This is a genomic window from Acinetobacter lwoffii, from assembly GCF_024129735.1.
GTDB lineage: Bacteria > Pseudomonadota > Gammaproteobacteria > Pseudomonadales > Moraxellaceae > Acinetobacter > Acinetobacter lwoffii_H.
The window spans coordinates 1-23,721 of record NZ_JAMXXK010000050.1; the positions used below are offsets into that span (position 1 = coordinate 1).

19 protein-coding genes are annotated in these 23,721 nt (G+C 43.3%); 9 read left to right on the top strand and 10 right to left on the bottom strand.

The genetic code is table 11. The annotated features are described in order from the left end of the window. Positions 1-269 precede the first annotated feature (269 nt). Both NI469_RS12950 and NI469_RS12955 read right to left on the bottom strand, forming a co-directional pair. Positions 270-1,445 carry a thiolase family protein gene (locus tag NI469_RS12950; RefSeq protein ID WP_253175396.1) on the bottom strand — a complete coding sequence of 392 codons (1,176 nt, stop codon included), beginning with the start codon at positions 1,443-1,445 and terminating at the stop codon, positions 270-272. 111 nt (positions 1,446-1,556) lie between these two features. Beyond that, positions 1,557-2,078, bottom strand: coding sequence for a GspH/FimT family pseudopilin (locus NI469_RS12955; RefSeq protein WP_253175398.1), 522 nt, complete (start codon positions 2,076-2,078; stop codon positions 1,557-1,559). Positions 2,079-2,453: 375 nt separating this feature from the next. On the opposite strand from NI469_RS12955, the gene omp38 reads away from it, so the two are divergent. Both omp38 and NI469_RS12965 read left to right on the top strand, forming a co-directional pair. Beyond that, positions 2,454-3,503: an outer membrane protein Omp38 gene (gene omp38, locus NI469_RS12960; RefSeq protein WP_253175400.1), complete on the top strand. Its 1,050-nt coding sequence runs from the start codon at positions 2,454-2,456 to the stop codon at positions 3,501-3,503. 103 nt (positions 3,504-3,606) lie between these two features. Further along, entirely contained in the window at positions 3,607-4,140 is a 534-nt protein-coding gene (locus NI469_RS12965; RefSeq protein WP_253175402.1) for a cysteine peptidase family C39 domain-containing protein, read from the top strand. A gap of 52 nt (positions 4,141-4,192) precedes the next feature. Here NI469_RS12965 and NI469_RS12970 read toward each other — a convergent pair whose 3' ends face one another. From NI469_RS12970 to NI469_RS12980, 3 genes are all read right to left on the bottom strand, one after another. Continuing rightward, positions 4,193-5,656: an amino acid permease gene (locus NI469_RS12970; RefSeq protein ID WP_253175404.1), complete on the bottom strand. Its 1,464-nt coding sequence runs from the start codon at positions 5,654-5,656 to the stop codon at positions 4,193-4,195. Beyond that, positions 5,656-6,690, bottom strand: a complete 1,035-nt coding sequence (locus NI469_RS12975; protein WP_253175406.1) for a methyltransferase — start codon at positions 6,688-6,690, stop codon at positions 5,656-5,658. Before NI469_RS12975 ends, NI469_RS12970 begins: the two co-directional genes overlap by 1 nt. Positions 6,691-6,756: 66 nt before the next feature. Beyond that, positions 6,757-8,127: a uracil-xanthine permease family protein gene (locus NI469_RS12980; protein ID WP_004281715.1), complete on the bottom strand. Its 1,371-nt coding sequence runs from the start codon at positions 8,125-8,127 to the stop codon at positions 6,757-6,759. Positions 8,128-8,301: 174 nt separating this feature from the next. Between NI469_RS12980 and typA the strand changes: the two genes are divergently transcribed. Then, entirely contained in the window at positions 8,302-10,140 is a 1,839-nt protein-coding gene (typA, locus tag NI469_RS12985) for a translational GTPase TypA (RefSeq protein ID WP_004281716.1), read from the top strand. A 177-nt stretch (positions 10,141-10,317) separates the two neighbouring features. Continuing rightward, positions 10,318-10,758 carry a large conductance mechanosensitive channel protein MscL gene (gene mscL, locus NI469_RS12990; protein WP_004281717.1) on the top strand — a complete coding sequence of 147 codons (441 nt, stop codon included), beginning with the start codon at positions 10,318-10,320 and terminating at the stop codon, positions 10,756-10,758. 84 nt (positions 10,759-10,842) lie between these two features. Here mscL and NI469_RS12995 read toward each other — a convergent pair whose 3' ends face one another. Together NI469_RS12995 and mutM are read right to left on the bottom strand one after the other, a co-directional pair. Beyond that, complete coding sequence (locus tag NI469_RS12995) at positions 10,843-11,127, bottom strand: peptidylprolyl isomerase (RefSeq protein WP_005106146.1); 285 nt, start codon at positions 11,125-11,127, stop codon at positions 10,843-10,845. Next, complete coding sequence (gene mutM, locus NI469_RS13000; protein WP_253175408.1) at positions 11,124-11,984, bottom strand: bifunctional DNA-formamidopyrimidine glycosylase/DNA-(apurinic or apyrimidinic site) lyase; 861 nt, start codon at positions 11,982-11,984, stop codon at positions 11,124-11,126. The genes NI469_RS12995 and mutM overlap by 4 nt, the downstream gene beginning before the upstream one ends. A gap of 399 nt (positions 11,985-12,383) precedes the next feature. On the opposite strand from mutM, the gene NI469_RS13005 reads away from it, so the two are divergent. From NI469_RS13005 to NI469_RS13015, 3 genes are all read left to right on the top strand, one after another. Further along, the gene (locus NI469_RS13005) at positions 12,384-13,646 is read left to right on the top strand and encodes a carbohydrate porin (RefSeq protein WP_253175410.1); all 1,263 of its coding nucleotides are present in this window, start codon (positions 12,384-12,386) and stop codon (positions 13,644-13,646) included. A 92-nt stretch (positions 13,647-13,738) separates the two neighbouring features. Next, on the top strand, positions 13,739-14,848 hold the full coding sequence (locus NI469_RS13010) for an NADH:flavin oxidoreductase/NADH oxidase (RefSeq protein ID WP_253175412.1): 1,110 nt from the start codon (positions 13,739-13,741) through the stop codon (positions 14,846-14,848). A 60-nt stretch (positions 14,849-14,908) separates the two neighbouring features. Continuing rightward, positions 14,909-15,835 carry an AEC family transporter gene (locus tag NI469_RS13015; RefSeq protein ID WP_253175413.1) on the top strand — a complete coding sequence of 309 codons (927 nt, stop codon included), beginning with the start codon at positions 14,909-14,911 and terminating at the stop codon, positions 15,833-15,835. 82 nt (positions 15,836-15,917) lie between these two features. Here the strand turns inward: NI469_RS13015 and NI469_RS13020 are convergent, their stop codons facing one another. Beyond that, the gene (locus NI469_RS13020) at positions 15,918-16,715 is read right to left on the bottom strand and encodes a tetratricopeptide repeat protein (protein ID WP_195725637.1); all 798 of its coding nucleotides are present in this window, start codon (positions 16,713-16,715) and stop codon (positions 15,918-15,920) included. A 263-nt stretch (positions 16,716-16,978) separates the two neighbouring features. On the opposite strand from NI469_RS13020, the gene NI469_RS13025 reads away from it, so the two are divergent. Beyond that, the gene (locus tag NI469_RS13025; protein ID WP_004645929.1) at positions 16,979-17,224 is read left to right on the top strand and encodes a hypothetical protein; all 246 of its coding nucleotides are present in this window, start codon (positions 16,979-16,981) and stop codon (positions 17,222-17,224) included. 51 nt (positions 17,225-17,275) lie between these two features. Here NI469_RS13025 and ygfZ read toward each other — a convergent pair whose 3' ends face one another. Then, entirely contained in the window at positions 17,276-18,001 is a 726-nt protein-coding gene (ygfZ, locus tag NI469_RS13030) for a CAF17-like 4Fe-4S cluster assembly/insertion protein YgfZ (RefSeq protein ID WP_004645928.1), read from the bottom strand. Positions 18,002-18,115: 114 nt separating this feature from the next. Continuing rightward, positions 18,116-20,248: a multicopper oxidase family protein gene (locus NI469_RS13035; protein ID WP_153566455.1), complete on the bottom strand. Its 2,133-nt coding sequence runs from the start codon at positions 20,246-20,248 to the stop codon at positions 18,116-18,118. 514 nt (positions 20,249-20,762) lie between these two features. On the opposite strand from NI469_RS13035, the gene acnD reads away from it, so the two are divergent. Next, a complete protein-coding gene (acnD, locus tag NI469_RS13040) occupies positions 20,763-23,381 on the top strand; it encodes a Fe/S-dependent 2-methylisocitrate dehydratase AcnD (RefSeq protein WP_253175415.1) in 2,619 nt (872 codons plus the stop codon). The last annotated feature ends 340 nt before the right edge of the window (positions 23,382-23,721 follow it).

A 23,721-nucleotide genomic window follows, 5' to 3' on the forward strand; every position in this document is an offset into this window, starting at 1 on the left:
CGAGGCATAGCGAATAGTAAAATTGGGTTTGGCGATTTGATTTTACTACTTCGCTATTTTTTTAAGCTAAAAGTGTCAACACACCCTAAATGTTAAGAATAAAAATATAAAAAATGTAAGAATAAAAAATCCCTGCATGTGAAGGGATTTAAAATCCCCCTCCTTTGATAAAGGAGGGGTTAGGGGAGGATTATTTTTCAATTATAGCAATGCATCAATCTATCTCTTGCGCAGTAATACTGCTTACCTTTAGTAAAGAGAGACTTCTTTTAAAGTAATTCAATCGCCACAGCAGTTGCTTCACCACCACCGATACAGAGTGTAGCAATCCCTTTTCTGCCACCAGTACGTTTTAATGCATGGATCAAAGTCAGGATAATACGCGAACCGGTAGAACCCACAGGATGACCGAGTGCACATGCACCGCCGTTGATATTCACTTTTTCAGGATCAAGCTTGAAGTCATCCATAGGGCACATGGTCACCATGGCAAAAGCTTCGTTAATTTCCCACAAATCAACATCTTGTGCATCCCAGCCGGTTTTATTTAAAACTTTTTGGATGGCACCCACTGGAGCAATAGTAAATTCTGAAGGATGTTGTGAATTTGATGCATAAGCGACAATCTTAGCCAATGGTTTTAAGCCTTTTGCTGCTGCGTTTTCACCCGAGGTAAGCACAAGGGCAGAGGCACCATCAGAAATTGAGCTGGCATTGGCCGCTGTAATCGTACCGTCTTTAGCGAAAGCAGGACGCAAAGTTGGAATTTTATCGATGTTGGCATTGAACGGCTGTTCGTCTTTATCAACGACTACATCACCTTTACGGGTTTTAACTGTTACAGGCACGATTTCATCAGCAAAGTAGCCTTCATTGACCGCAGTTTGCGCACGCTTTAATGAGCGAATCGCAAAATCATCCATCTGCTCGCGGGTATAACCTTTGGTATTTGCCATATCTTGGGCAAATGAACCCATCAAGCGACCTGTTTCAGCATCTTCCAAGCCATCCAGAAACATATGGTCCTTGATTTCACCGTGACCCATACGGAAACCGCCACGTGCTTTTGGCAATACATAAGGAGCATTGGTCATGGATTCCATGCCACCGGCAACCACAATATCAGCAGAACCTGCTTTAATCATGTCAGCCGCTTGCATGACGGCTTTCATGCCTGAACCACATAATTTATTAATGGTCACAGCACCAGTAGAATCTGGAAGACCAGCTTGACGCATCGCTTGACGTGCAGGGCCCTGCTTTAAACCTGCCGGAAGGACACAACCCATAATGACTTCTTCAATATCTTCTGGTTGCAGACCCGCACGGGCAATTGCTTCTTTAATGGTGACCGCACCGAGTTCTGGCGCAGTTACACTGGCAAGACTCCCCTGAAAGCCACCCATGGCTGTACGTGCACCATTGACAATTAGGATGTCAGTCATTGTTCTCTCTCCGTATGAGTTTTAATCAATTTTTTCAAACTTAAGCAGTATATTGAAAAAAACTCAGGATTGAAGCGTTAATCGCAGCGAAGCATAAACTGGATAGTTCTGTTAGCAAGACGAGAGACTTTCAATCCGGATATGCCCCATTTTGCTGAGTACAATACGCTGTTGATTAGAAAGATGGGTAGAACAATAATAAAAACTACCATTTGAACCAATCGGCAGGGCAGTGTGCGCTTGATAAGTGACACTCGGTAAACTTAAAGCTCCTCGCCAACTCAGGTTACCGTATTTGAGGTTAAGTACATCAATTTGTAAAATTTGTTCGCCTGTATCCACTTGCCTGTTTTTATTTTTATCGATGAAAACCAGCATGTTCTTGTTCCATTGATTGGCTTGGCAACTCAGAGAATCCTGACTAGGGCAGATCACAATATTTTGGTGAAACACTGCAGCCTGGCTGCGTGCATAACGATTAATTTGAGATAATTTGATCGGAATATTTTTGGCTTCCTGTTTGGATCGATAGTCATGGAAGTACGGTAGGGCGATACTGACGAGAATTGCAATCATTGCAATACAGATAATTAACTCAACAATAGTGAATGCTCTTGTTATTTTTTTATACATAGAGTTACCTGATTTATATATTATTTTTATGAGGAATATGTTATTAATTATGCGTTTTTTATGCTTTGTGGAGCCGAGTAATCAGTCCTTACTTAAGTTTCAAGAAAGTGATTAAAAAATAATTGGCAATCACCATAGGGTATTCAGAATAAAAAATTGAGTAAAAAGTTACCGAATTACAACGGAAATTGTAAGTAATTTTGTCAATAATTTACTTGATTAAATTAATCAAGCACTTGGAAAAATAATAAAGTGTTTGTATGATGCCATGTGAATAGCTTAAGAATAAAACTGGGGTAATAAAAAGCCTATCTCAGGATGGCCTATTGCGGGCTTGAGCTTGAACAACAATTTTTATCTCTGGAGGATAAATCCATGAAAATGAGTCGTATTGCTTTAGCTATGCTTGTAGCTGCACCTTTTGCTGCTGCAAATGCAGGCGTAACTATTACTCCGTTGATGTTAGGTTATACATTCCAAGACACCCAGCACAACAATAACGGTAATGATGGCGAACTTACTAGTAGTCCTGAATTACAAGACGATTTATTCGTAGGTGCGGCGATTGGTGTTGAATTAACTCCTTGGTTAGGTTTTGAAGCTGAATATAGCCAAGTAAAGGGCGATGTTGACGGTGCTGCTGAAGGTGCAGAATACAAAGGCCAAAATATTGCAGGTAACTTCTACGCAACTTCTGACGTATTTACTGGTAACTATGACAGCAAAGTGAAGCCATACATGCTTCTAGGTGCGGGTCACTACAAATACGAATTTGAAGGTGTGCCACGCGGTACTCGCGGTAATGAAGAAGAAGGTACTCTAGGTAATGCTGGTGTGGGTGCATTCTGGCACATCAACGATGCCTTAGCGCTACGTACTGAAGCTCGTGGTACTTACCACTTTGACGAAAAATTCTGGAACTACACAGCATTAGCTGGTCTTAATGTTGTTCTAGGTGGTCGTCTGAAACCAGCTGCTCCAGTAGTTGAAGTTGCTCCAGTTGAGCCTGTAACTCCAGTTGCTCCAGCGCCACAAGAGTTGACTGAAGACCTGAACATGGAACTTCGTGTGTTCTTTGATACAAACAAATCAAACATCAAAGATCAATACAAACCAGAAATCGCTAAAGTTGCTGAGAAGCTAGTTGAATATCCAAACGCTACTGCTCGTATCGAAGGTCACACTGACAACACTGGTCCACGTGCACTAAACGAACGTTTATCTCTAGCACGTGCTAACTCTGTTAAATCTTCGCTTGTAAATGAATACAATGTTGATGCATCTCGCTTGTCTACTCAAGGTTTCGCTTGGGATCAACCGATTGCTGACAACAACACTAAAGAAGGTCGTGCTATGAACCGTCGTGTATTCGCGACAATCACTGGTAGCCGTACTGTTTTAGCTGAACAACCAGTTGCTCAATAATTCATTATTGAACACTCATTAAAAAGGCAGCTCTTCGGAGCTGCTTTTTTTATGTCTGTATTTTGACTACACTTAGCCTGTTAAGATGTCGTTGAGTAAAAATATGAGTGTCGAAATTCCTGAAGATTTGCAAAATCTGGAAGCCAATAGCGGAATTTTTGCAATATGGATGATTTTTCATCATTATGGCATTGATTTGAATATTCCTGATTTAACTCAGCTCTGTCAACATGACCCTGAAATGGGAAGCTCAAGCATCGCACTTGCAGTTGCTTTAAAGACATTGGGTTTGGATGTCAATTTTTGTACTGAACATGATGCAGATAAACAGCCAATTGAAGTCGATTTCTATCAACAAGCACATCGCTTAAATATTCCTGTTATAGAACAGCCATTGTCTTATGCAGAAATTCAGGAAAATATAGAAGCTGGACGTTTTGTGATTGTGTTCTATGACACCCTAGAAGGAGTGGGGAATCATTCCCTGATATATGAAATTGATGAAAATGAAATCAGCTTCTTTGATAGTTTTGAACCTATGCCTAAAGAGGTATTTGAGCAGCAGCGACAGGCAGATGGAATTTGTCAGCAAGTGATTGTGATTGATGATCGAAATTTTGTGATGCGTCATGGTTAATTCAAGAAATAAAAAAATCAGCCCGTAAGCTGATTTTTTAATGAATAATTTTTTATTCCTGATCAAGTTTCATGGGCTGTACATCCATCTCCTGATAAGAGACTAGTTTGGTTTTTTTCTTCCATTTGTAGCCCAACCAAATGGCCAGGAATAGCGGAATACTGATATAGGTCGATAACACACCCATCCATTGACCTGCCAGCACATCCTGATAGTTTTGCCCCAGGACGACAATCGTACAGAGGATAAAAGCAAACCATGGAGCGAAAGGAAAGAATTTCGCGCGATAAGCCAGATCTTCCAGTTTATATCCTTGTGCCAGATAACCTTTACGGAAGCGGTAATGGGAAATGGCAATCCCGAGCCAGACAATAAAGCCACACATCCCCGACATATTCAGCAGCCAGTTAAAGACTTCCTGTTCACCAAAGAAAGTAGTCAGGAAGCAAAGAGCTGCGATCGCCGTAGTGGCATAGAGTGCATTCATAGGCACACCACGCGGGTCCAGACGCGCAAACATTTTAGGTGCGCTGCCTTTACGTGCCATATCAAACAGCATACGGGTAGATGAATACATGCCCGAGTTGCCTGCAGATAGAATAGCGGTCAAGATCACCGCATTCATGATACTGGCAGCAAAGGCAAAACCGGCTTTTTCATAGAGTAGGGTAAATGGAGAAAGTGCAATATTATCTGTTGCAGCGGCCTGTAATAAACGTGGGTCATTATAGGCAATCAATGTGCCGATAATGAAAATACACACAATATAAAATAACAGGATACGCCAGAAAATTTGTTTGATGGCCACCGGAATGGTTTTCTTTGGATTTTTCGATTCACCTGCCGCAACACCGACCATTTCGGTACCCTGGAAGGAGAATCCGGCAATCATCGCCACGCCAATTAATGCCTGGAAACCACCGACAAAGGGTGCATCACCAATGCTCCAGTTGGCAAATGCTTCTGCACCCGGGGTGAGCATGATCTTCACGATCATCCAGATTCCGATGATGATAAAGGCAATGATTGCGAGAACTTTCACCAGAGAAAAGAAAAACTCAGATTCGCCAAAGCCTTTTACCGTCAGTGCATTAATCCCGAAAATAATAGCAAGGAAAATGGCGCTCCAGTACACGCCCGGAATATCTGGAAACCAGAATTTCATAATGAACTGAACAGCAACCAGCTCAAAAGCCACGGTAATAGCCCAGTTGTACCAGTAGTTCCAACCTAAAGCGAAACCAAAACCACCTTCGACATATTTGGTGCCGTAAGTGAAAAATGCACCTGAGGTCGGATTGTGCGTGGCAAGTTCACCCAAGCTGGTCATCAGGAAATAAATCATGATCCCAATCAGTACATATGCAAGTAGTGCACCACCTGGTCCAGCATTGGCAATGGTCGCCCCTGAGGCCAGGAATAGACCTGTACCAATTGATCCGCCAATCGCGATCATATTCAGATGACGAGCACCCAGCTTACGCTGCAGCTGCATCGTGTTTTGCGTTTCGCTCATCATGATTCCTTAACATTTTTTTGAGTGCTGGCGAAGAGCACTTTAAAGCCTTGTTGATCCGCTTTTACTGTGCAGCGACCAAAGTTTTGTTCAATCAGGGTCGGGTAGTTCAAGAAACGGTTGGCCACAATCCAAAGCTCACCGCCCGATTTTAAATGACGACGCGAGGTTTTACATAAGGTTTCACTTGCCGTGTAATCGGTTTCGATTCCCATATGAAAAGGTGGATTACTGACAATGGCATGCAGGAATAACGGTGCATCCTCAATGCCTGTAACCGCTTTGATTTCAATCTGTTCAGGAATGAGCTGGTTTTCTTCAAAGGTCATTTGTGTGGAGGCTAGCGCAAAGGCATCGACATCCATGGCAAAAATCCGGTTTTTCGGATTCAATTTTGCCAAATACGCACTAATTACACCTGCGCCACAACCAAAGTCAGCGATTTTACCTGAAGTAACTTGTGACAAATAAGGTAATAGGGTGGCAGTTCCTACATCCAAACGGTTTTGACTAAAGACGCCTGGAAGTGCACAAATATTCAGGTCGCCATTTGGTGTCGATACGGTATAACGCTGTGCCCAGTCTGCAAGTGCTTTTTTCTCGACCGTATGTTCTAGAACCAATTGCCAAAGCTGGCAATGACGCGCGCTGTCAAGTTTGAGTGTTTTACCAAAAGGCTGCAACTGTTTGGCTGCGCGTTCTATCCCGCCTTTCTTTTCACCGACCAGAAAAATACTGCTGCCCGGTTTAAGCTGTGCTGCCACAGTGTGCAATAAATAATTCAACAGTTCTTTAGACTTGGGTACAAAAATAACTGCCTGATCAAACTCAGCTTCAGGCATCTCTGCACCAAAATGCACATCTGCTTGTTGTGACTGGAAATATTGAAAATCGTTAAAATTCCATGTCCAGACAGCGGGATTGATAGAGGCATCGAATTCAGCGAGTAGATCATCTGTCGGTGCATTAATCAGTAGGATGCGACCCGACAAAAAATCATATTGTCTTAATAAAACTTCGCTTTTAGGATCCATAGGTATCTCTCCAATATAAAGAACACTGCCTAAGTCTGACCTAGACAGTGTTCTTTGGACATGAAATTACTTCTTTGTTTCAGGAAGTACTACATTTAGAATAAGGGCAGCGATACCACCAGTAGCAACGCCTGAGCTAAAGATATTACGGAATAACTCAGGAAGATGCTCAAGAATTTGTGGAACTTGTGCAACACCTAAACCCAGCGCCAGTGAAATCGCAATAATCAGCAGGGCACGACGGTCCAGATGGACACCAGACAGAATGTTAATACCAGATGCTGCGACTGCACCAAACATCACCATCACTGCACCACCCAGTACCGCTTGCGGAACGGCCTGAATAATACCAGCAACTGCAGGCAGCAAACCAAGAATAACCAGCAAAGCAGCAATCCAGATACCGACATAACGACTTGCTACGCCCGTTAACTGGATTACGCCATTATTTTGTGCAAATACGGAACTCGGGAAGGTGTTAAAAATACCGGCAAGGAATGAATTCGCGCCATTTACCAGTACACCGCCTTTAATGCGCTGCATCCATTTTGGACCATCAACTGGCTGGTTGGAAAGCTTTGAAGTCGCAGTGATATCACCAATCGCTTCTAAAGAGGTCACCAGATAGATGAATGCCATCGGAATAAACAGGCTCCAGGAGAAGCTTAAACCGAAATGCATTGGGGTTGGAATCTGTACCAACGGTGCATCTTTTAGACCAGAGAAATCCAGATGTCCCATAAAGCCCGCCAGAACATAACCACAGATTAGGGCGATCAAAATGGCAGAACTTTTTACCCAGGTAATCCGGATACGGTTCAGAATAATAATCAACGCCAAGACGGTACAAGACATGATCAGGTTGTCAGCATTGGCAAAAGTTTTATCGCTCATGGCCTGATAACCACCGCCCATACTGATTAAACCTTCTTTAATTAAGGTCAAACCAATCAGCAGCACGACAATCCCGGTCACCAGCGGTGTAATCAGTTTTTTGATCCAAGGCAGAATTTGTGACACGCCCATTTCAATAAATGCACCTGCAATCACCACACCAAAAATAGAAGCCATGACTGCTTCTACAGGTGTGCCTGCAGCCACCATGGCTGAACCAATACCAATAATTGGACCGATGAAGTTAAAGCTGGTTCCTTGGACAATCAGCAGACCGGCACCAAATGGCCCCACTTTTTTAGACTGTAAAAAAGTCGCGATACCCGAGATCACCAAGGACATGGACAAAATCATGTTGGTGTCTTCTTTGGAAACACCGAGCGCCAAACAAATCAGCAGGCCAGGGGTCACAATCGGGACAATAATCGCCAGTAAGTGCTGGAATGCAGCTAAAAAAGCAATTAATGGTTTTGGTCGATCTTCCAGACCATATACCAGGTCAAGTTGATCTTTAGAAGGAGGAGATTGATTAAAATCAGACATGTGTCAATGCAAATTAAGGCTGGGTGGCGCTATTCTAATCGAGTTACACGTCTTTACAAAATCAAAAAAGCCTCAACGGAGCAAAAAAAGTTGAGGAGTGTGGTTACAGTGACTATAAAAGTTTTGTATTTTTCTGTATAATTTGCCCTCAAATTACATACGCATTGAATTTACATGTCAGATATTAAAACTCTCCGTAACATCGCCATTATTGCGCACGTCGATCATGGTAAAACCACTCTTGTAGACAAACTTTTGCAACAATCAGGTGCTCTCGGTGATCGCGCGGGTGAGATCGAGCGTGTCATGGATTCTGGCGCTATTGAAAGCGAACGTGGTATTACCATTCTTGCAAAAAACACTGCAATCAAATGGTTAGATGAACGTACCAATACTGAATACCGCATTAACATCGTGGACACCCCGGGACACGCCGACTTCGGTGGTGAAGTTGAACGTGTAATGTCGATGGTTGACTGCGTACTTCTTCTTGTAGACTCACAAGAAGGCCCAATGCCACAAACTCGTTTCGTAACGCAAAAAGCGTTCGCACGTGGTTTGAAACCAATCGTGATTATTAACAAAGTCGACAAGCCAAGCGCGCGTCCAGACTGGGTAATTGACCAAGTATTTGATTTGTTCGATAACTTAGGTGCTTCTGACGAACAGTTAGACTTCCCAGTTGTTTATGCTTCAGGCCTTCGTGGTGTTGCTGGTCCTTCTCCAGAAGAACTTGCTGAAGACATGACTCCGTTGTTTCAAACGATTGTAGATATCGTTGAACCACCAGCGGTTGACGTTGATGGCCCATTCCAAATGCAAGTATCTTCACTTGACTATAACAGCTTCGTAGGCGTTATCGGTATTGGTCGTATCCAGCGCGGTTCAGTGAAATTAAACACACAAGTAACTGTAATCGATAAAGATGGCAAAACACGTAACGGCCGTATCTTAAAAATCATGGGTTATCATGGTCTAGATCGCGTTGACGTTGAAGAAGCTTCTGCAGGCGATATCGTTTGTGTAACGGGTATCGATGCACTCAACATTTCTGACACCATCTGTGATCCGAAAAATGTTGAAGCTTTACCTCCATTGTCTGTAGATGAACCTACAGTATCGATGACATTCCAGGTAAACAACTCACCGTTTGCTGGTAAAGAAGGTAAGTTTGTAACTTCACGTAATATCCGTGAACGTCTAGACCGCGAATTGATTCACAACGTAGCATTACGTGTTGAAGATACTGACAGCCCAGACCGTTTCAAAGTATCTGGTCGTGGTGAACTTCACCTTTCAGTTCTTATTGAAAACATGCGTCGTGAAGGCTTCGAAATGGGCGTATCGCGTCCGCAAGTAATCATCAAAGAAATTGATGGTGAAAAACAAGAGCCATACGAAAACGTTACTTTTGACGTTGAAGAACAGCACCAAGGCGCTGTAATGGAACAAATGGGTCACCGTAAAGGCGAAATGACCAATATGGAAGTTGACGGTAAAGGCCGTATCCGTATTGAAGCAACTGTTCCTTCACGTGGTCTGATTGGTTTCCGTTCTGAATTCCTGACCATGACTTCTGGTACAGGGATCATGACGTCTAGCTTCTCGCACTACGGTCCAATGAAGCAAGGTACTGTTGCAAAACGTCAAAACGGTGTACTGATTTCTATGGTTCAAGGTACTTGCTTGGGCTATGCACTGTTCACACTTCAGGACCGTGGTCGTCTATTCGCGAAACCACAGTTAGAAGTTTATGAAGGTATGATCATCGGTATTAACTCTCGTTCAGACGACATGACAGTTAACCCAACTAAAGCAAAACAGTTAACGAACGTACGTGCTTCTGGTACTGACGATGCGTTAACGCTGGTTCCTGCGATTGAATATACGCTTGAGCAAGCGCTTGAGTTTATTGAAGATGATGAACTAGTAGAAGTAACACCTAAGTCAATCCGTATCCGTAAGCGTTTCTTGACTGAAAACGAACGTAAACGTAACCGTTCAGGTAAATAATCGCTAGATTATTTCGGGTTTTCAAAAACCGTAATCTTTTCGAAGATTACGGTTTTTTTATATTTACGTTATGCTTAAATCATAATTTACTAAAACGCATTAAACTAAGTCAAAATTAAAAGTATTTATTCAGGTATAATTTGACCCAAAACTTGAAAATAACATATGGGAGCAGTTATGAGCATTATTCAAGAATTTAAAGAGTTTGCGATCAAAGGCAACATGATGGATCTGGCGATTGGTGTCATTATCGGTGGTGCTTTTAGCAAGATCATCGATTCATTGGTGAAAGACATCATTATGCCTCTAATTACCGTGATCACCGGTGGTGGCGTCGATTTTACGCAAAAATTCTTTATCTTGGGAAGAAACCCAGACAATTTACAATCTCTGGATGCTTTGACTAAGGCGGGTGTGAATGTACTGACTTACGGTAACTTTTTAACGATTTTAATTAATTTCTTAATCTTGGCTTGGGTCGTATTTTTATTGGTGAAGTTCATGAACCGTTTACGTAAACAAGAAGGCCCAGTCGAGGAAACTCCGACTACCCCAGCCGATATTGAATTGCTGCGTGAAATTCGTGATGAATTGAAAAAGCGTCCACCTCAAGTCTAATTTTTCTAATCCCCCTAAATCCCCTTTATAAAAAGGGAACTCCTCCCTTTGACAAAGGGGGAGGTAAGGAGGGATTTATAAATATTAAAAATCCATCCGGAATTTGATTTCGACCAAATGAAAACCAAACTGGCTTTTGACCGGACCATGTAATACATGTTCAGCAGCAGTAAATACCAGTTTATCAATCACTGGAACCAGCTGGCCTTTCTTCACTTCACCTAGCTCACCGCCACGTTTGGCAGAATTACAGGTCGAATACTGTTTGGCGATTTTATTAAAGTCTGCACCACTTAAAATCTTCTTTTTAAGCTGTTCAGCAGTTTCTTTATCTTTAACCAGAATATGACGCACAATAGCTGTTTTCATGACTTTTTCCCTCGTACAGTTGCCACTTTTTTGACAGGGAGCTGGATCTTTTTCAAAGGTTGGCACTCAGGACAAAAAACTGAAGCCCGTTGTCCCAATTTAATATTTTCAAGTGTGGTCTCGCAGTTCACACACATTTCACCGGCACGGCCATAAGCCAGCAGGGTTTGCTGAAAATAGCCATTTTCGCCCATGGCATTGGTGTAGTCTCTTAAGGTTGAACCACCCAGATCAATCGCCTGTTTCAAGATGCGCTTGATTTCCAATACTAGCTTTTCGATCTGAATCAAGCTTAACGTCGAGGCCGGTTGTGCCGGATGAATCCCCAGATTAAACAGACTTTCGGTCGCATAAATATTGCCTACGCCCACCACCACATGGTTATCCATAATTGCAACTTTGGTGCCAACATTTTTATTCTTCAATTTTTCAAATAAATACTTGGCATTAAAGTTCTCGCTTAAGGGCTCTGGCCCCAGCGTATCGATCAATTTGCTTTGTGATTGTGCATCCAGCCAAAGAATGCAGCCAAAACGACGAGGGTCATGATAACGTAGTTCGATATCATCAAACTGAATGATTAGATGGTCATGTTTGCGTAATTCTTCATTGCTCTCGCATAGACGGAAACTCCCCGACATGCCTAAATGCCAGAGCATGGTGTCGTGTTCAAACTCCGCCAGAATATATTTAGAACGGCGAGTGAGCTTCAGTAATTTTTGCCCCACCAGCTTTTCTATATTTTCTGGAATGGGCCAGCGCAAACTTGACTGACGCACTTCAACACGTTGGACGCGTTGTTCCAATAAGGGTAATAAACTGGTTTTGGTGGTTTCAACTTCTGGTAATTCAGGCATAACGCATCAGTGGCGAGGGAGATGCAGCTAATATTGGGTGAATTGGCTGGGATTGCAAGCGTTAATCTGGGTGAAATCGCTGGAAAATGACTGGGTATTTCATCTTTATTTAAACTGGAATTGTTTAAAGAATAAACTAGGTTTCTATGTTTTTATAGCGAATTTTCTTAGAAGTAAATCGAATGGAAATTATCAATACATTATAAGCTAATGAAAAATATATAAATAATTTAAGATTTTTTAAATAAAAATTATATTTTTATGTTTAAGACATAACTAAAAGTTTAATGAGTAATAAAAAAAATGCTGGGAATTTGTATGAAAAGTTATGTAAATTCATGCACCTAATAGCAATTTAAAAACCTTGCTTGTTTTTCTCTCCGAATGTTTAGGTTTTACATGAAATATTTAGGTCTAGCTCTATTGCCTTTAATGGCTGCCATGACAACCGCTCAGGCGGAATCTGCATTTGATCCACAAGGTCAGTATTTACTGGGGGACTGGAATGGTCAACGTACAGAACTGGCCCAACAGGGAATTAAATTTGAAGCCAATCTGTTAACCGATACCGCCTATCTTGCTGATGGTGGTCGTAATGAGGGCGCAGATCCATTAACTTCTGCCCAATTATGGCTGGGTACTCAACTGGATATGGAAAAGCTGGCAGGATGGAATGGCGTCACCGTACGTGCCGCGATGACTGCACGTCAGGGTCAAAGTACCTCTGTCCGTGACTTGCAGGATCTTAATGCACCACAGCTGGCCAATGTACAAGGCACTTTTGGGCGTGGTAATCAGGATAGCCGTCTGAGCGAGCTGTCTATTGAAAAGAATTATAAAGACCAAGGACTCAGTATTAAGGCGGGTCGTCTTGGTCTGGGCATGGACTTTAATGTCATGGCTTGTGATTTTGCCAGTACGGCATTTTGTGCTGCTCAGATGGGTAAATGGCAGGGCAATATCTGGATGAATACGCCTGTAGCACAATGGGGTGCGCGCGTGAAGCAGCAACTCAATCCTGAACTTGCGGTACAAGTCGGTGTGTATGAGTTTAATCCGGATAATGGTAATGGCGCTAAAGAAGGTCAGGGCTGGAGTCTGGATACCGACCATGCCGATGGCGTGACGATTCCGGCAGAAGTAATCTGGACACCGAAATCATGGGTGAATGGCCTGCCAGGCAGCTACCGTGTCGGCGGGATGTACAATACTGCCGATGATGTTGCCAACCAAAAAGATATTGCCAATCCTACTGATGCCAAAAACCGTACCTTTGCTGGTTGGTTAGCTGTAGAGCAACAGTTAACGTCTACAGGTCAGGGCCGTCAGGGTTTGCATTCATTTGCCAACTTTACTTGGCATGACCGCGATACCAATAAAGTGGATAATTCACAACAAATCGGTGTGAAATATATCGGTCTTGCGGACAGCCAACCGAACGACATTTTAGGTCTGGCGGTCAACCGTGTGCATATTAATGACCGGATCAAGAATCTGAATTTTGATGCGAGTGCAGAATACAATATTGAACTGAACTATAGCTATAACGCAACAAAGTGGGTAATGCTGCGTCCAAACCTGCAATATGTCATTAATCCAGGTTCAAGCAACAATGTGGATGATGCACTGGTACTCGGTTTGACTACACGAATCATCTTCTAAAGTTTGATCGTTCACGTTATAACTAAACAGGCTCTTGGGAGCCTGTTTTTATTTCTAGAGTGAAACTGTGCAATAAAAAGAGGAAATACAGCGTGGCATTACTATTTCGACCTATTCAATTTGGATCACTGCAACTTCAAAATAAAATCGTAATTGCGCCGATGTGTCAGTACTCTGCAACAGAGCAGGGGGAAATTACCTATTGGCACGAGCAGCAATGGGCCAACTATGCCTTATCGGGTGCAGGTTTATGTATTGTCGAAGCGACTGCGGTACAGCCAGAAGGCCGGATCAGTTATGCCGATCTGGGTTTATGGAATGACGAACAGGCAAAGCAGATCAAGACTTTACTAGAAAAAGTCAAATCCATCTCCCCGATGCCTTTTGCTATTCAGCTCGCACATGCCGGACGTAAAGCCTCAACAGATAAACCATGGGCAGGTAAAGGTCAATTTAAGCCGGATGAAGCATATGGCTGGCAAACTGTTTCTGCGAGTGATATTCCTTTTCAGACCGATGAACATCCACCTAAAGCCTTAAGCCAGTCGGAAATTGAGCAGGTCATTGCTGACTTTGCAGAAAGTGCTAAACGTGCAGTGGATGCCGGTTTTGACCTGATTGAGCTGCATGCAGCGCATGGTTATTTACTGCATCAGTTCATGTCTCCACTTTCAAATAAACGTGATGATCAGTATGGCGGGTCACTGGAAAACCGGATTCGCCTGACTCTGGAAGTATTACAAGCCATGAAAGCGGCGGTTCCAGAAGGCTATCCGATTGGAGTGCGTATTTCGGCCAGCGACTGGATGGATCAGCCAGATAGTTGGACCATTGATTCTTCAGTTGAATTGTCCAAAGCACTGGAAGCTGTGGGTGCTGCCTATATTCATATTTCCAGTGCCGGCTTACATGCCAAACAGAACATTGATGTGAAGCCGAATTATCAGGTGCCTTTTGCAGATGCAATCAAGAAAGTCGTGAATATTCCTGTGATCGCTGTAGGGTTGATTACCGAAGCTAAGCAGGCAGAAGATATTTTACAAAAGGGCCAAGCAGACGCTATCGCATTGGCTCGTGCCATTCTCTATGATCCACATTGGCCTTGGCATGCAGCGGTAGCACTTGAGGAAAAAATCAAGATTTCACCGCAATATCTGCGCTGTGCACCGCATGGTTTGAATCACCTGTTTGAGCCTTTTTAACACTGCTTTAGTCTCAGAAATTCTTATAATGGAATATCACTGGCAAGAGGATACTGCATTATGATTTTTGCGGTCATTGTGCCCATATTTTTATTATTGGCACTGGGTTATCTGACTGTAAAGAGTCAAGTGTTAAGCAAAGAGCAGGTGGGGACGGTCGGTGCTTTTGTGATTAAAGTAGCCTTGCCCTTGCTGTTCTTTCAGTCCCTTGCCTCCAAAGACCTGCATGAAATCTGGTATTTTGAATACTTTGCCGTGTATAGCAGTGTGACCTTGCTGCTCTATGGTAGCGGCTTCTGGATTATGCGCCGTCATTTTCAGAATACGCATTCGCAAAGTGCAGTGCTGTCGTTGGGCGCTGCAATGTCAAATACTGGCCTGATTGGTACGGCTGTGCTCAGCTTATTGATCGGGCAACAGGCGATGACCTATACCTCTCTGGTGGTCATCATTGAAAGCGTGTTGCTGATTCCGCTGGTGCTGGTCATGGCTGCGCTGGGCACACAACATCAGGCAAATCTTGGCGCCATTTTGAAAAGTGTACTGCTGACCTTGCTGAAGAATCCCTTATTTATGGGGGTCATGCTCGGCATGGCCTGTGCGGTTTTCCAGATTAAAATTCCAGTCTATCTCGATCAGGTCTTCGCCTTGATTGGTCAGACGGCCTCACCATTGGCCTTGTTTGCCATTGGCGGCGGGATCGTAGGAATGAGTCTGAAATATGTCAATCTGCAAAGTTTCTATCTGGTATTTTCCAGCAATATCATGATGCCGTTATTGATGTATCTGGGACTGAGCCAGTTAACTGATTTAAGTCAGGAAATGGTCCATGCTGGTACGCTCATTGCAGCTTTGCCGATGCCGACGATTTTTGGCATGTTGGGACAGGCGTATGATCTGAATGATCGAACTTTAACGCCATTGTTGATGAGTACCATTGCCGGTTTTATCGTGACCAGTGGCTTAATTGCCTTGTGGTGGGGATAATCTTTTAGAAGATGGATGCTCCACCACAAAAAAAGCCCCAAATTGCATGGGGCTTTTTTATGTTTGAGTTTTATCGGTTCACTTAACTTTTCTTCGCAGGTGCTTTTTTCTGCTCAGCCAGCATTTTATCTACTGCTGCCAAAGACTCTTTGGCCTGTGGAACATTTTGCTGCGCCAGTGCGGCAAAGATTTTCTTCGCTTCTGGCAGATTTTGCGGAACAATACTGCCATTGGCAAACATATTGCCCACTGCCATCAGCGCCGGAATATAACCTTTTTTGGCCAGTTCCTGAATGCTGCTTAGACCTTGCTGAATCGGTTTTTCATCTTTATTTTTGAAACCGCTGCTGATGTCATATAAGGCTTTGGCATGAATGGCCTGCATATTGCCTTTGCTGATCAGCGGTTGCAGCTTTTGCAGTCCGGCTTTATTTGACGCTGCTGTATTTTCAGAAAACAGCAGTATGGCCAGATCAATGCTGGCATCATCAAATTTGGCTGCCGAAGCGCGTTCCAGATGCTGTTTGGCTTTGGTCAAATCCTGTTTGAGTCCGAGTGTGCCGGCTGCATAATTTTTACCCAATACATAATTGGCCACCGGATAACCTTTGCTGGCTGCCTGTTCGTAGAGCTGAATGGCTTTTTTCTCGTCTTTGGTTGTACCTTGGCCGGTTTGGGTCAAATAGCCTAAGTTATATAAAGCCTGGGCGTTTCCTTGACTGGCCAATTGATTCAAAGCGTCATAGGCACCTTTAAAGTTATTGGCTTTGACCATGGCCTCAACTTTTTGGAATTGGGGATCGACTTGATCTTTTACGGTATTTGCCAGAGCGAATTGTGCAGAAAGGGCAAGAACTGTAGCGAGTACTAATTTTTTCATGGTTCCTATAACCTTATTATTGCTGGCACCTTATTCCTTGGTGCGGTTTTAATCATTTTCACTTACATCATAAAAGGATTTTGTGCTTTGTAAATATACAATTTGTCACTAAATACAAATCATCAAAGCACAATACACCGTTTAAATCGATGCATGATTTGGACAGGTTTCTGATCAATCCTGCAGATATCAAAAGGATTACTTTGCTTCAGCCGACTTCTCTGATTAAATCTCGGTTTGAATCAGACTCCCAGGATTTAACCATGTTTGTCAAAACCATTAAACGTCACTATGACAGAATCAATGCTGATGAATCGATTGCCGATGAAGACAAGATTGATGCGCTGCTGATGAAACTTGGTGCAGAGTTTCTGATGAGTCAAGAAGACCGAGTATATGTCTTTCAAAAAGGTGAACTCACGGCAAAGTTTGATGCCAAACATGCGCGGGCCTATCATTTTAAAGATTATGTGGTAAAAGACATGAACAAGCTGTTTCATGGCTTCTAAAATAAAAAAGCCAAGAATTTTATCTTGGCTTTTTTATGAGTTATGCAGTGATTATTGCGGACGCGCTACATCACCGCTCAAAGCTTCAGGAAGCTCCAGAACTTCGAGACCTAGCTCGGTCAATGCTTCAGGTTTTGCCACGACTAGCGCTTTATAACCATTCTCAATCGCGATGCTATTGACGATTTCAACATCATTATTCAGTTTGGTCGCAACATCAGGTGCGGCACCTGTGCCTTGAACCAGATGTAACCAGTGTTTTGGCTTGGCTTTAAACCATAAACGTGCAATGACTTCCTGACCCAGATAGCAACCCTTGTCATAGTGAATGCCTTCGCGTTGATGCAAACGTAATTCCTGTGGTTGAAACAGGGTTGCAGTGGCAGCCTGAATCCAGGCTTGACCTGATTCAATGGCTTGCTGTTCCCACATCGTCACATCGGTTTCAGTCGCCACAAAGTCAGTATGAATGCCATTGATGACTGGATAAACTGGACCGACCAATTCCAGTTTCATTTTTGAAAAGGCACCAAATTTTTTAATATGATTGGTCAGTTCCGTAGCCTGATCTTCAGTGCTGACGATTTCAAAACTTTCCGGACTGATTTTTTTAAGCCACAAGCCAAATTGAATGCGTCCTTTCAGACTGCAGATCGCAGTATAGCGTGTCTGGTTTTCCGCCAAAGTTTCAGTATTCAAAGTCACCTGACCTTGAAGGAATTTTTGTGCATCTACACCATTCAGACTAAACAATGTAAAAGCAGGAGACGCTGCCATAATAAGCCCCGGTTTGAATACTATAAATCAATGCAGTTATTGTGCAGCAAGCATCAAATAGAGGCAAACAAAAAAGCCAACAATCGAAATCATTGGCTTTTAGCGAGCAGGTCTTTAGTGGTGATGGCTAGCCGGTAATGGCGAATCACAAGGGAATTTGCCTCCACAGACCCGTACGGTTTCCATCATGCCCTGATCTTCATGGTCGAGGATATGGCAGTGCTGTACGAAGTCACCTTCAAATTTCTTGTAATGGCTGCGCACAATATAGGTATAGTTTTGTTTTACAAAAAGCGTGTCCTTAAATTGTCCTTTCATGCCACGGTATTGCACATCATCCAGAACTGGATTCACCGGATCTTCTGGGGCTACTGACTCACTGACATCCTTACCTTGAGGATTCAAAATTTTAACAATCTGGAACGGGTTAACATGAATATGGAACGGATGACCACCAAAACCAGCGCTGGTCAGTTCCCATTCATCAGTCTGTCCAACTTGTAACTGACGGACATATTCGCCATCTACTGAACCATCTCCATCAAAGAAATCTCCAAAACTCAGTGTATCTCCATCTTTTTTATGCCGGAAGCCAAATTTGAATATGCCAGTTCTAGGGTCGGGGCCGAGCGAAAAAGCACTATATTGTTTTGGTCGGGCAGCAACTACTTTATCAATTTCCGGTGTCATCAGTGATGGATGATCACTAAACGCAGAAAGATTAAGCTGAGATAACTGGGTCTGGATGTCTTTGCTTAAACCAATTTTTTGTGCCCGATCTTTCAGGAACTGGGCAGCAGTCTGAGGCTTGGTCTTGGCTGCTTTTACATTGACCCATCCCAGCAGTTGGGCATTGAACCGATGATTTGGAGCAATTTGAGGACCTATATTCGGTAATGGCGCGTTAATTTCATCATCGATATTCAATTTGGTGTCAAAAATGCAGTATCTATTGGTGGTCGGAAAAGCAACCATTGCATCATGACGATAGCCTGGATGGAACACGGACAGGGTTCTGGTCTGTACATGATTCATGGTTAAGCCATCTTGCGCGATGGTATGCACATTCAGGCTATTCAGCTTGTCAAATTCAGCTTTCTTGTCTGCCTCCTGATAGGCTGAACAGGCTTTAATGGTTTGCTCTGCAGTAAACTTACTGGAGTCAGGAATTTCCTTTATGATTAAACCAATGGTATCGCGTACACCACCATGAATCATGCGCCAGCGGTTAAATACATTCTGTTCAGCCTTCATTTCTCCCACAATTTTACCGTTGATAGACGTGTAGTAATTCTGGTTGGTCCAGAAGCCACCAATAGACAGGTCATTATAATTTTCCAGCATGCCTATACCTACACCTTCACAGTTATTGGGAACAGCGAATGTGATATTAGGATCGGGATTGCTACAGCGATATTGGATTTGCTGGAACAACAGGATGTTTTCGTTCGGGTAACTGTTTTTTTCTTTCCATAGAATATCCATATCTCCAGTTAAGGTGACTTTGCCATTTTTGACTTTTGGTACTCTTGAGCCTTCAACAATCAATGGGCCTGCCATGCCATTCGACACCTGAAGAGCAGTTGAGCCATGCAGATGGGCATGATACCAGTAAGTCCCTGCAGGATGATTCGGTTCCATTTTGAACTGATAATCAAATTTTTCCTGAGGTTTGAATTTCAGGAAAACATTATCACTATTGCCTTGAGGACTGACCCAGAAGCCATGGGTATGCAGGTTGGTGGTATTAAAGCAGTGTGGTTCATTTACATTCTCAACATGAGTTGGACAGGTTGTTTCTGACTCGGGTGGCAGCTGGTTATTCAGGTTAAGCGCCATGGTTTCACCCTGTTTGACCCGAATCTGTGGTCCGACCAGCTGATCCTCGACATATTCACCAGTTTTTTTCTTATCAAATAAACTGGGTTTGGTTAAATAGCCTCTCAGCAGTACCTGATCCCATAAGCCATTTCTGGGGTTATAGAGCTTGCTGGTTTTATAGGCCACGATCAGCTCATATTTGCCCTTGGCACTTTTCGGTAACAGAGGTGGGTTGCTAATCAAGCTGTCTGATGTGGTCGGAACGGGATGTGAGGGTTTGGGTGGAGGTGTTGGGTGTGAGGGATGAGAGGGTTGGGACGGGTTAGAAGGATTTGATGGTGGTGATGGATTTTTTGTTCCATCCCAACCGCGAGCTAAGAGCGTCAAAATGGCGGCTATAGCTCCGAATATTGCAATTTTCAACATTTCAGTTCTGCCTGTTATGGTTATTGTTTTAATGTGAGGATTGTGGAGAATGTGACATACGTCACACTGAGCTTCTGATAGTTTTGGAAAATCTGTTATCCCAAATTAGGGGATTGAAATTTTGCTAAATGCGGCGGCAGGACAGGCCTATGAAAACCAGTGAGACTATATTTTTTTATCTTTAAAAAAATGCACATAAAATTAATTATTTATTAGTGATATTAGTGGGTTAGGGTAATAATCAAATAAAAAGATAGAGAAATATTTTGCAACATAAGACTAAAGAATAAGGCGAATTATTCAGATTTTTTTAGCAAAAGACCGCTTTAAAGCAAAAATTCTCAAGTCTGTGTAACAAATTTTTGCGAAAATACCGATTTTTATAATTAAGTATTTGAAAAATATAAAATTTGGGAAATGCTATTTGTGCAGCGTACAATGCTGCTATTACAAAAGTAACTCATCGATATCTATTGATGAATAAAAATAGAGATAAACGAGGGCAGGCAAGCTTATGAACAACAACTACCGTAAACCGCTGCAATCCACCCAGCTGGAATATTATGACGTGCGACAGGCCGTAGAAGATATTCAGCCAGGCGCATATGCCAAACTTCCTTATACTTCCAAAGTCCTGGCAGAGCAGTTGGTGCGTCGTTGTGATCCTGCCATTCTGGAACAGTCTTTACGCCAGCTGATTGAGCGTAAACAGGAACATGATTTTCCCTGGTATCCGGCACGTGTAGTGTGTCATGACATCTTGGGGCAAACGGCGTTGGTGGACCTTGCCGGTTTACGTGATGCGATTGCAGAACAGGGCGGTGACCCGTCTAAAGTCAATCCGGTAGTTCCAACCCAGCTGATTGTCGACCATTCACTGGCGGTTGAGTTTGGTGGTTTTGATCCGGATGCCTTTGAGAAAAACCGTGCCATTGAAGACCGTCGTAACGAAGACCGTTTCCATTTTATTGAATGGACCAAAACTGCTTTTGAAAATGTCGATGTGATTCCAGCCGGTAACGGTATCATGCACCAGATCAATCTGGAAAAAATGTCTCCGGTGATTCAAAACCGTGATGGTCTGGCATTCCCGGACACCTGTGTCGGTACAGATTCACATACGCCACATACAGATGCTTTAGGTGTGATTTCAATTGGTGTGGGCGGTCTTGAAGCTGAAAACGTGATGCTGGGCCGTGCATCGTGGATGCGTCTGCCAGATATTATCGGTGTGGAGCTGGTAGGTCAGCGCAAGCCAGGCATTACCGCAACGGATATCGTCTTGGCATTAACCGAATTCCTGCGTAAAGAGCGTGTGGTTGGTGCATATTTAGAATTTTTTGGTGAAGGTGCTGACAGCATGTCAGTCGGTGATCGTGCCACGATTTCCAACATGACCCCGGAATATGGCGCAACTGCTGCGATGTTCTATATCGACCAGAACACGATTGATTATCTGACCTTGACCGGTCGTGAGCCTGAGCAAGTCAAACTGGTTGAAACTTATGCCAAGGAGATCGGGCTTTGGGCATCGGATATGACTCAGGCGGAATATCCGCGTGTATTGCGTTTTGATCTATCGACTGTGACACGTAACATCGCTGGCCCATCGAATCCACATGCACGTGTATCAACCTCTGACCTGAAAGAAAAAGGTATTGCCGGTAATTTAGAAGCAGCTCGCGCGCAAGAAGCAGAAGGCTTAATGCCAGATGGCGCGGTGATTATCGCGGCGATTACCTCTTGTACCAATACCTCTAACCCACGTAATACGGTGGCGGCAGGTTTGCTAGCACGTAAGGCCAATGAATTGGGCTTGGTGCGTAAACCTTGGGTGAAATCTTCTTTTGCACCGGGTTCTAAAGCGGCTGCTTTGTATTTGGAAGAAGCAGGCGTACTTAAAGATTTAGAAAAACTGGGCTTTGGTATCGTGGCCTATGCATGCACGACCTGTAACGGCATGTCGGGCGCATTAGATCCAAAGATTCAGCAGGAAATCATCGACCGTGACCTGTATGCAACAGCGGTGCTTTCGGGCAACCGTAACTTCGATGGACGTATTCATCCTTATGCGAAACAGGCATTCTTGGCTTCACCGCCTTTAGTGGTGGCGTATGCGATTGCCGGTACGATTCGTTTTGATATCGAAAAAGATGCTTTAGGAAACGATAAAGACGGCAATCCGATTTATCTGAAAGATATCTGGCCATCGGATGAAGAAATTGATGCGCTGGTAAAAGTTGCTGTAAAACCAGAACAATTCAAAAAAATCTACATTCCAATGTTCGACTTGGGTGTGAATGAAAAGGCAACAAGTCCGCTGTATGACTGGCGTCCGCAAAGTACGTATATTCGTCGTCCGCCGTATTGGGAAGGGGCTTTGGCTGCACCGCGTACATTGTCAAATATGCGTCCGCTGGCGATCTTGGGCGACAACATCACCACCGATCATTTGTCACCATCGAATGCCATTGTTTTAGACAGTGCTTCGGGTGAATACCTGAAAAAAATGGGTGTGCCTGAGGAAGACTTTAACTCTTATGCAACGCATCGCGGTGATCACTTGACTACGCAACGTGCAACATTTGCCAACCCGAAACTGTTTAATGAGATGGTGGTGCGTTCTGATGGTACCATCAAGCAGGGTTCGAAAGCACGTGTGGAGCCTGAAGGCGAAGTAATGCGGATGTGGGAAGCCATTGAAATCTACATGAACCGTAAACAACCGTTGATTATTATTGCCGGTAAGGATTATGGTCAGGGTTCGAGTCGTGACTGGGCAGCGAAAGGTGTGCGTCTGGCAGGTGTAGAAGCGATTGTGGCAGAAGGTTTTGAGCGTATTCACCGTACTAATTTAGTCGGTATGGGTGTTTTACCGCTTGAGTTTAAGCCGGGTACAGATCGTAAGACTTTAGGTCTTGATGGTACTGAGCTGTATAGCGTGATTGGTAATATCGCGCCACGTTCGACGTTGACTTTAGTAATTGAGCGTTCGACCGATGATGGTAAGAACCAGATTGTTGAAGTGCCTGTGACTTGCCGTTTGGATACTGAAGAAGAAGTGCATGTGTATGAAGCGGGTGGGGTATTGCAGCGCTTTGCACAAGACTTCTTGGAAGGGAATGTGGCTTAATCTTTTTTTTAATCACCCCTAGCCCCTCTTTGAAAAAGAGGGGAACTCCCTACTTTTTTAAGGAGGGTTGGAGTGGATTAAAGTTGTTGATATTGTTTAAAAAAGACCCTACTGTGAAGTGGGGTTTTTATTTAGAGCATTAATGTCTTTATCAAGAAAATACAAACAGGTACTTTTCTTTTTATACTTAAGCAATTGAGCTTCCTCAATGATTAAAGACGTCTATAACTTTAAGGGAATATAAAATTTCGGTGGTGTTTCAAAAAGTATGCTGAAAAAAAGCAGGTTGGATTTTGATAAAATAGAGAAATGCGAATAACTCTAGAAATCAAGTGTCCAG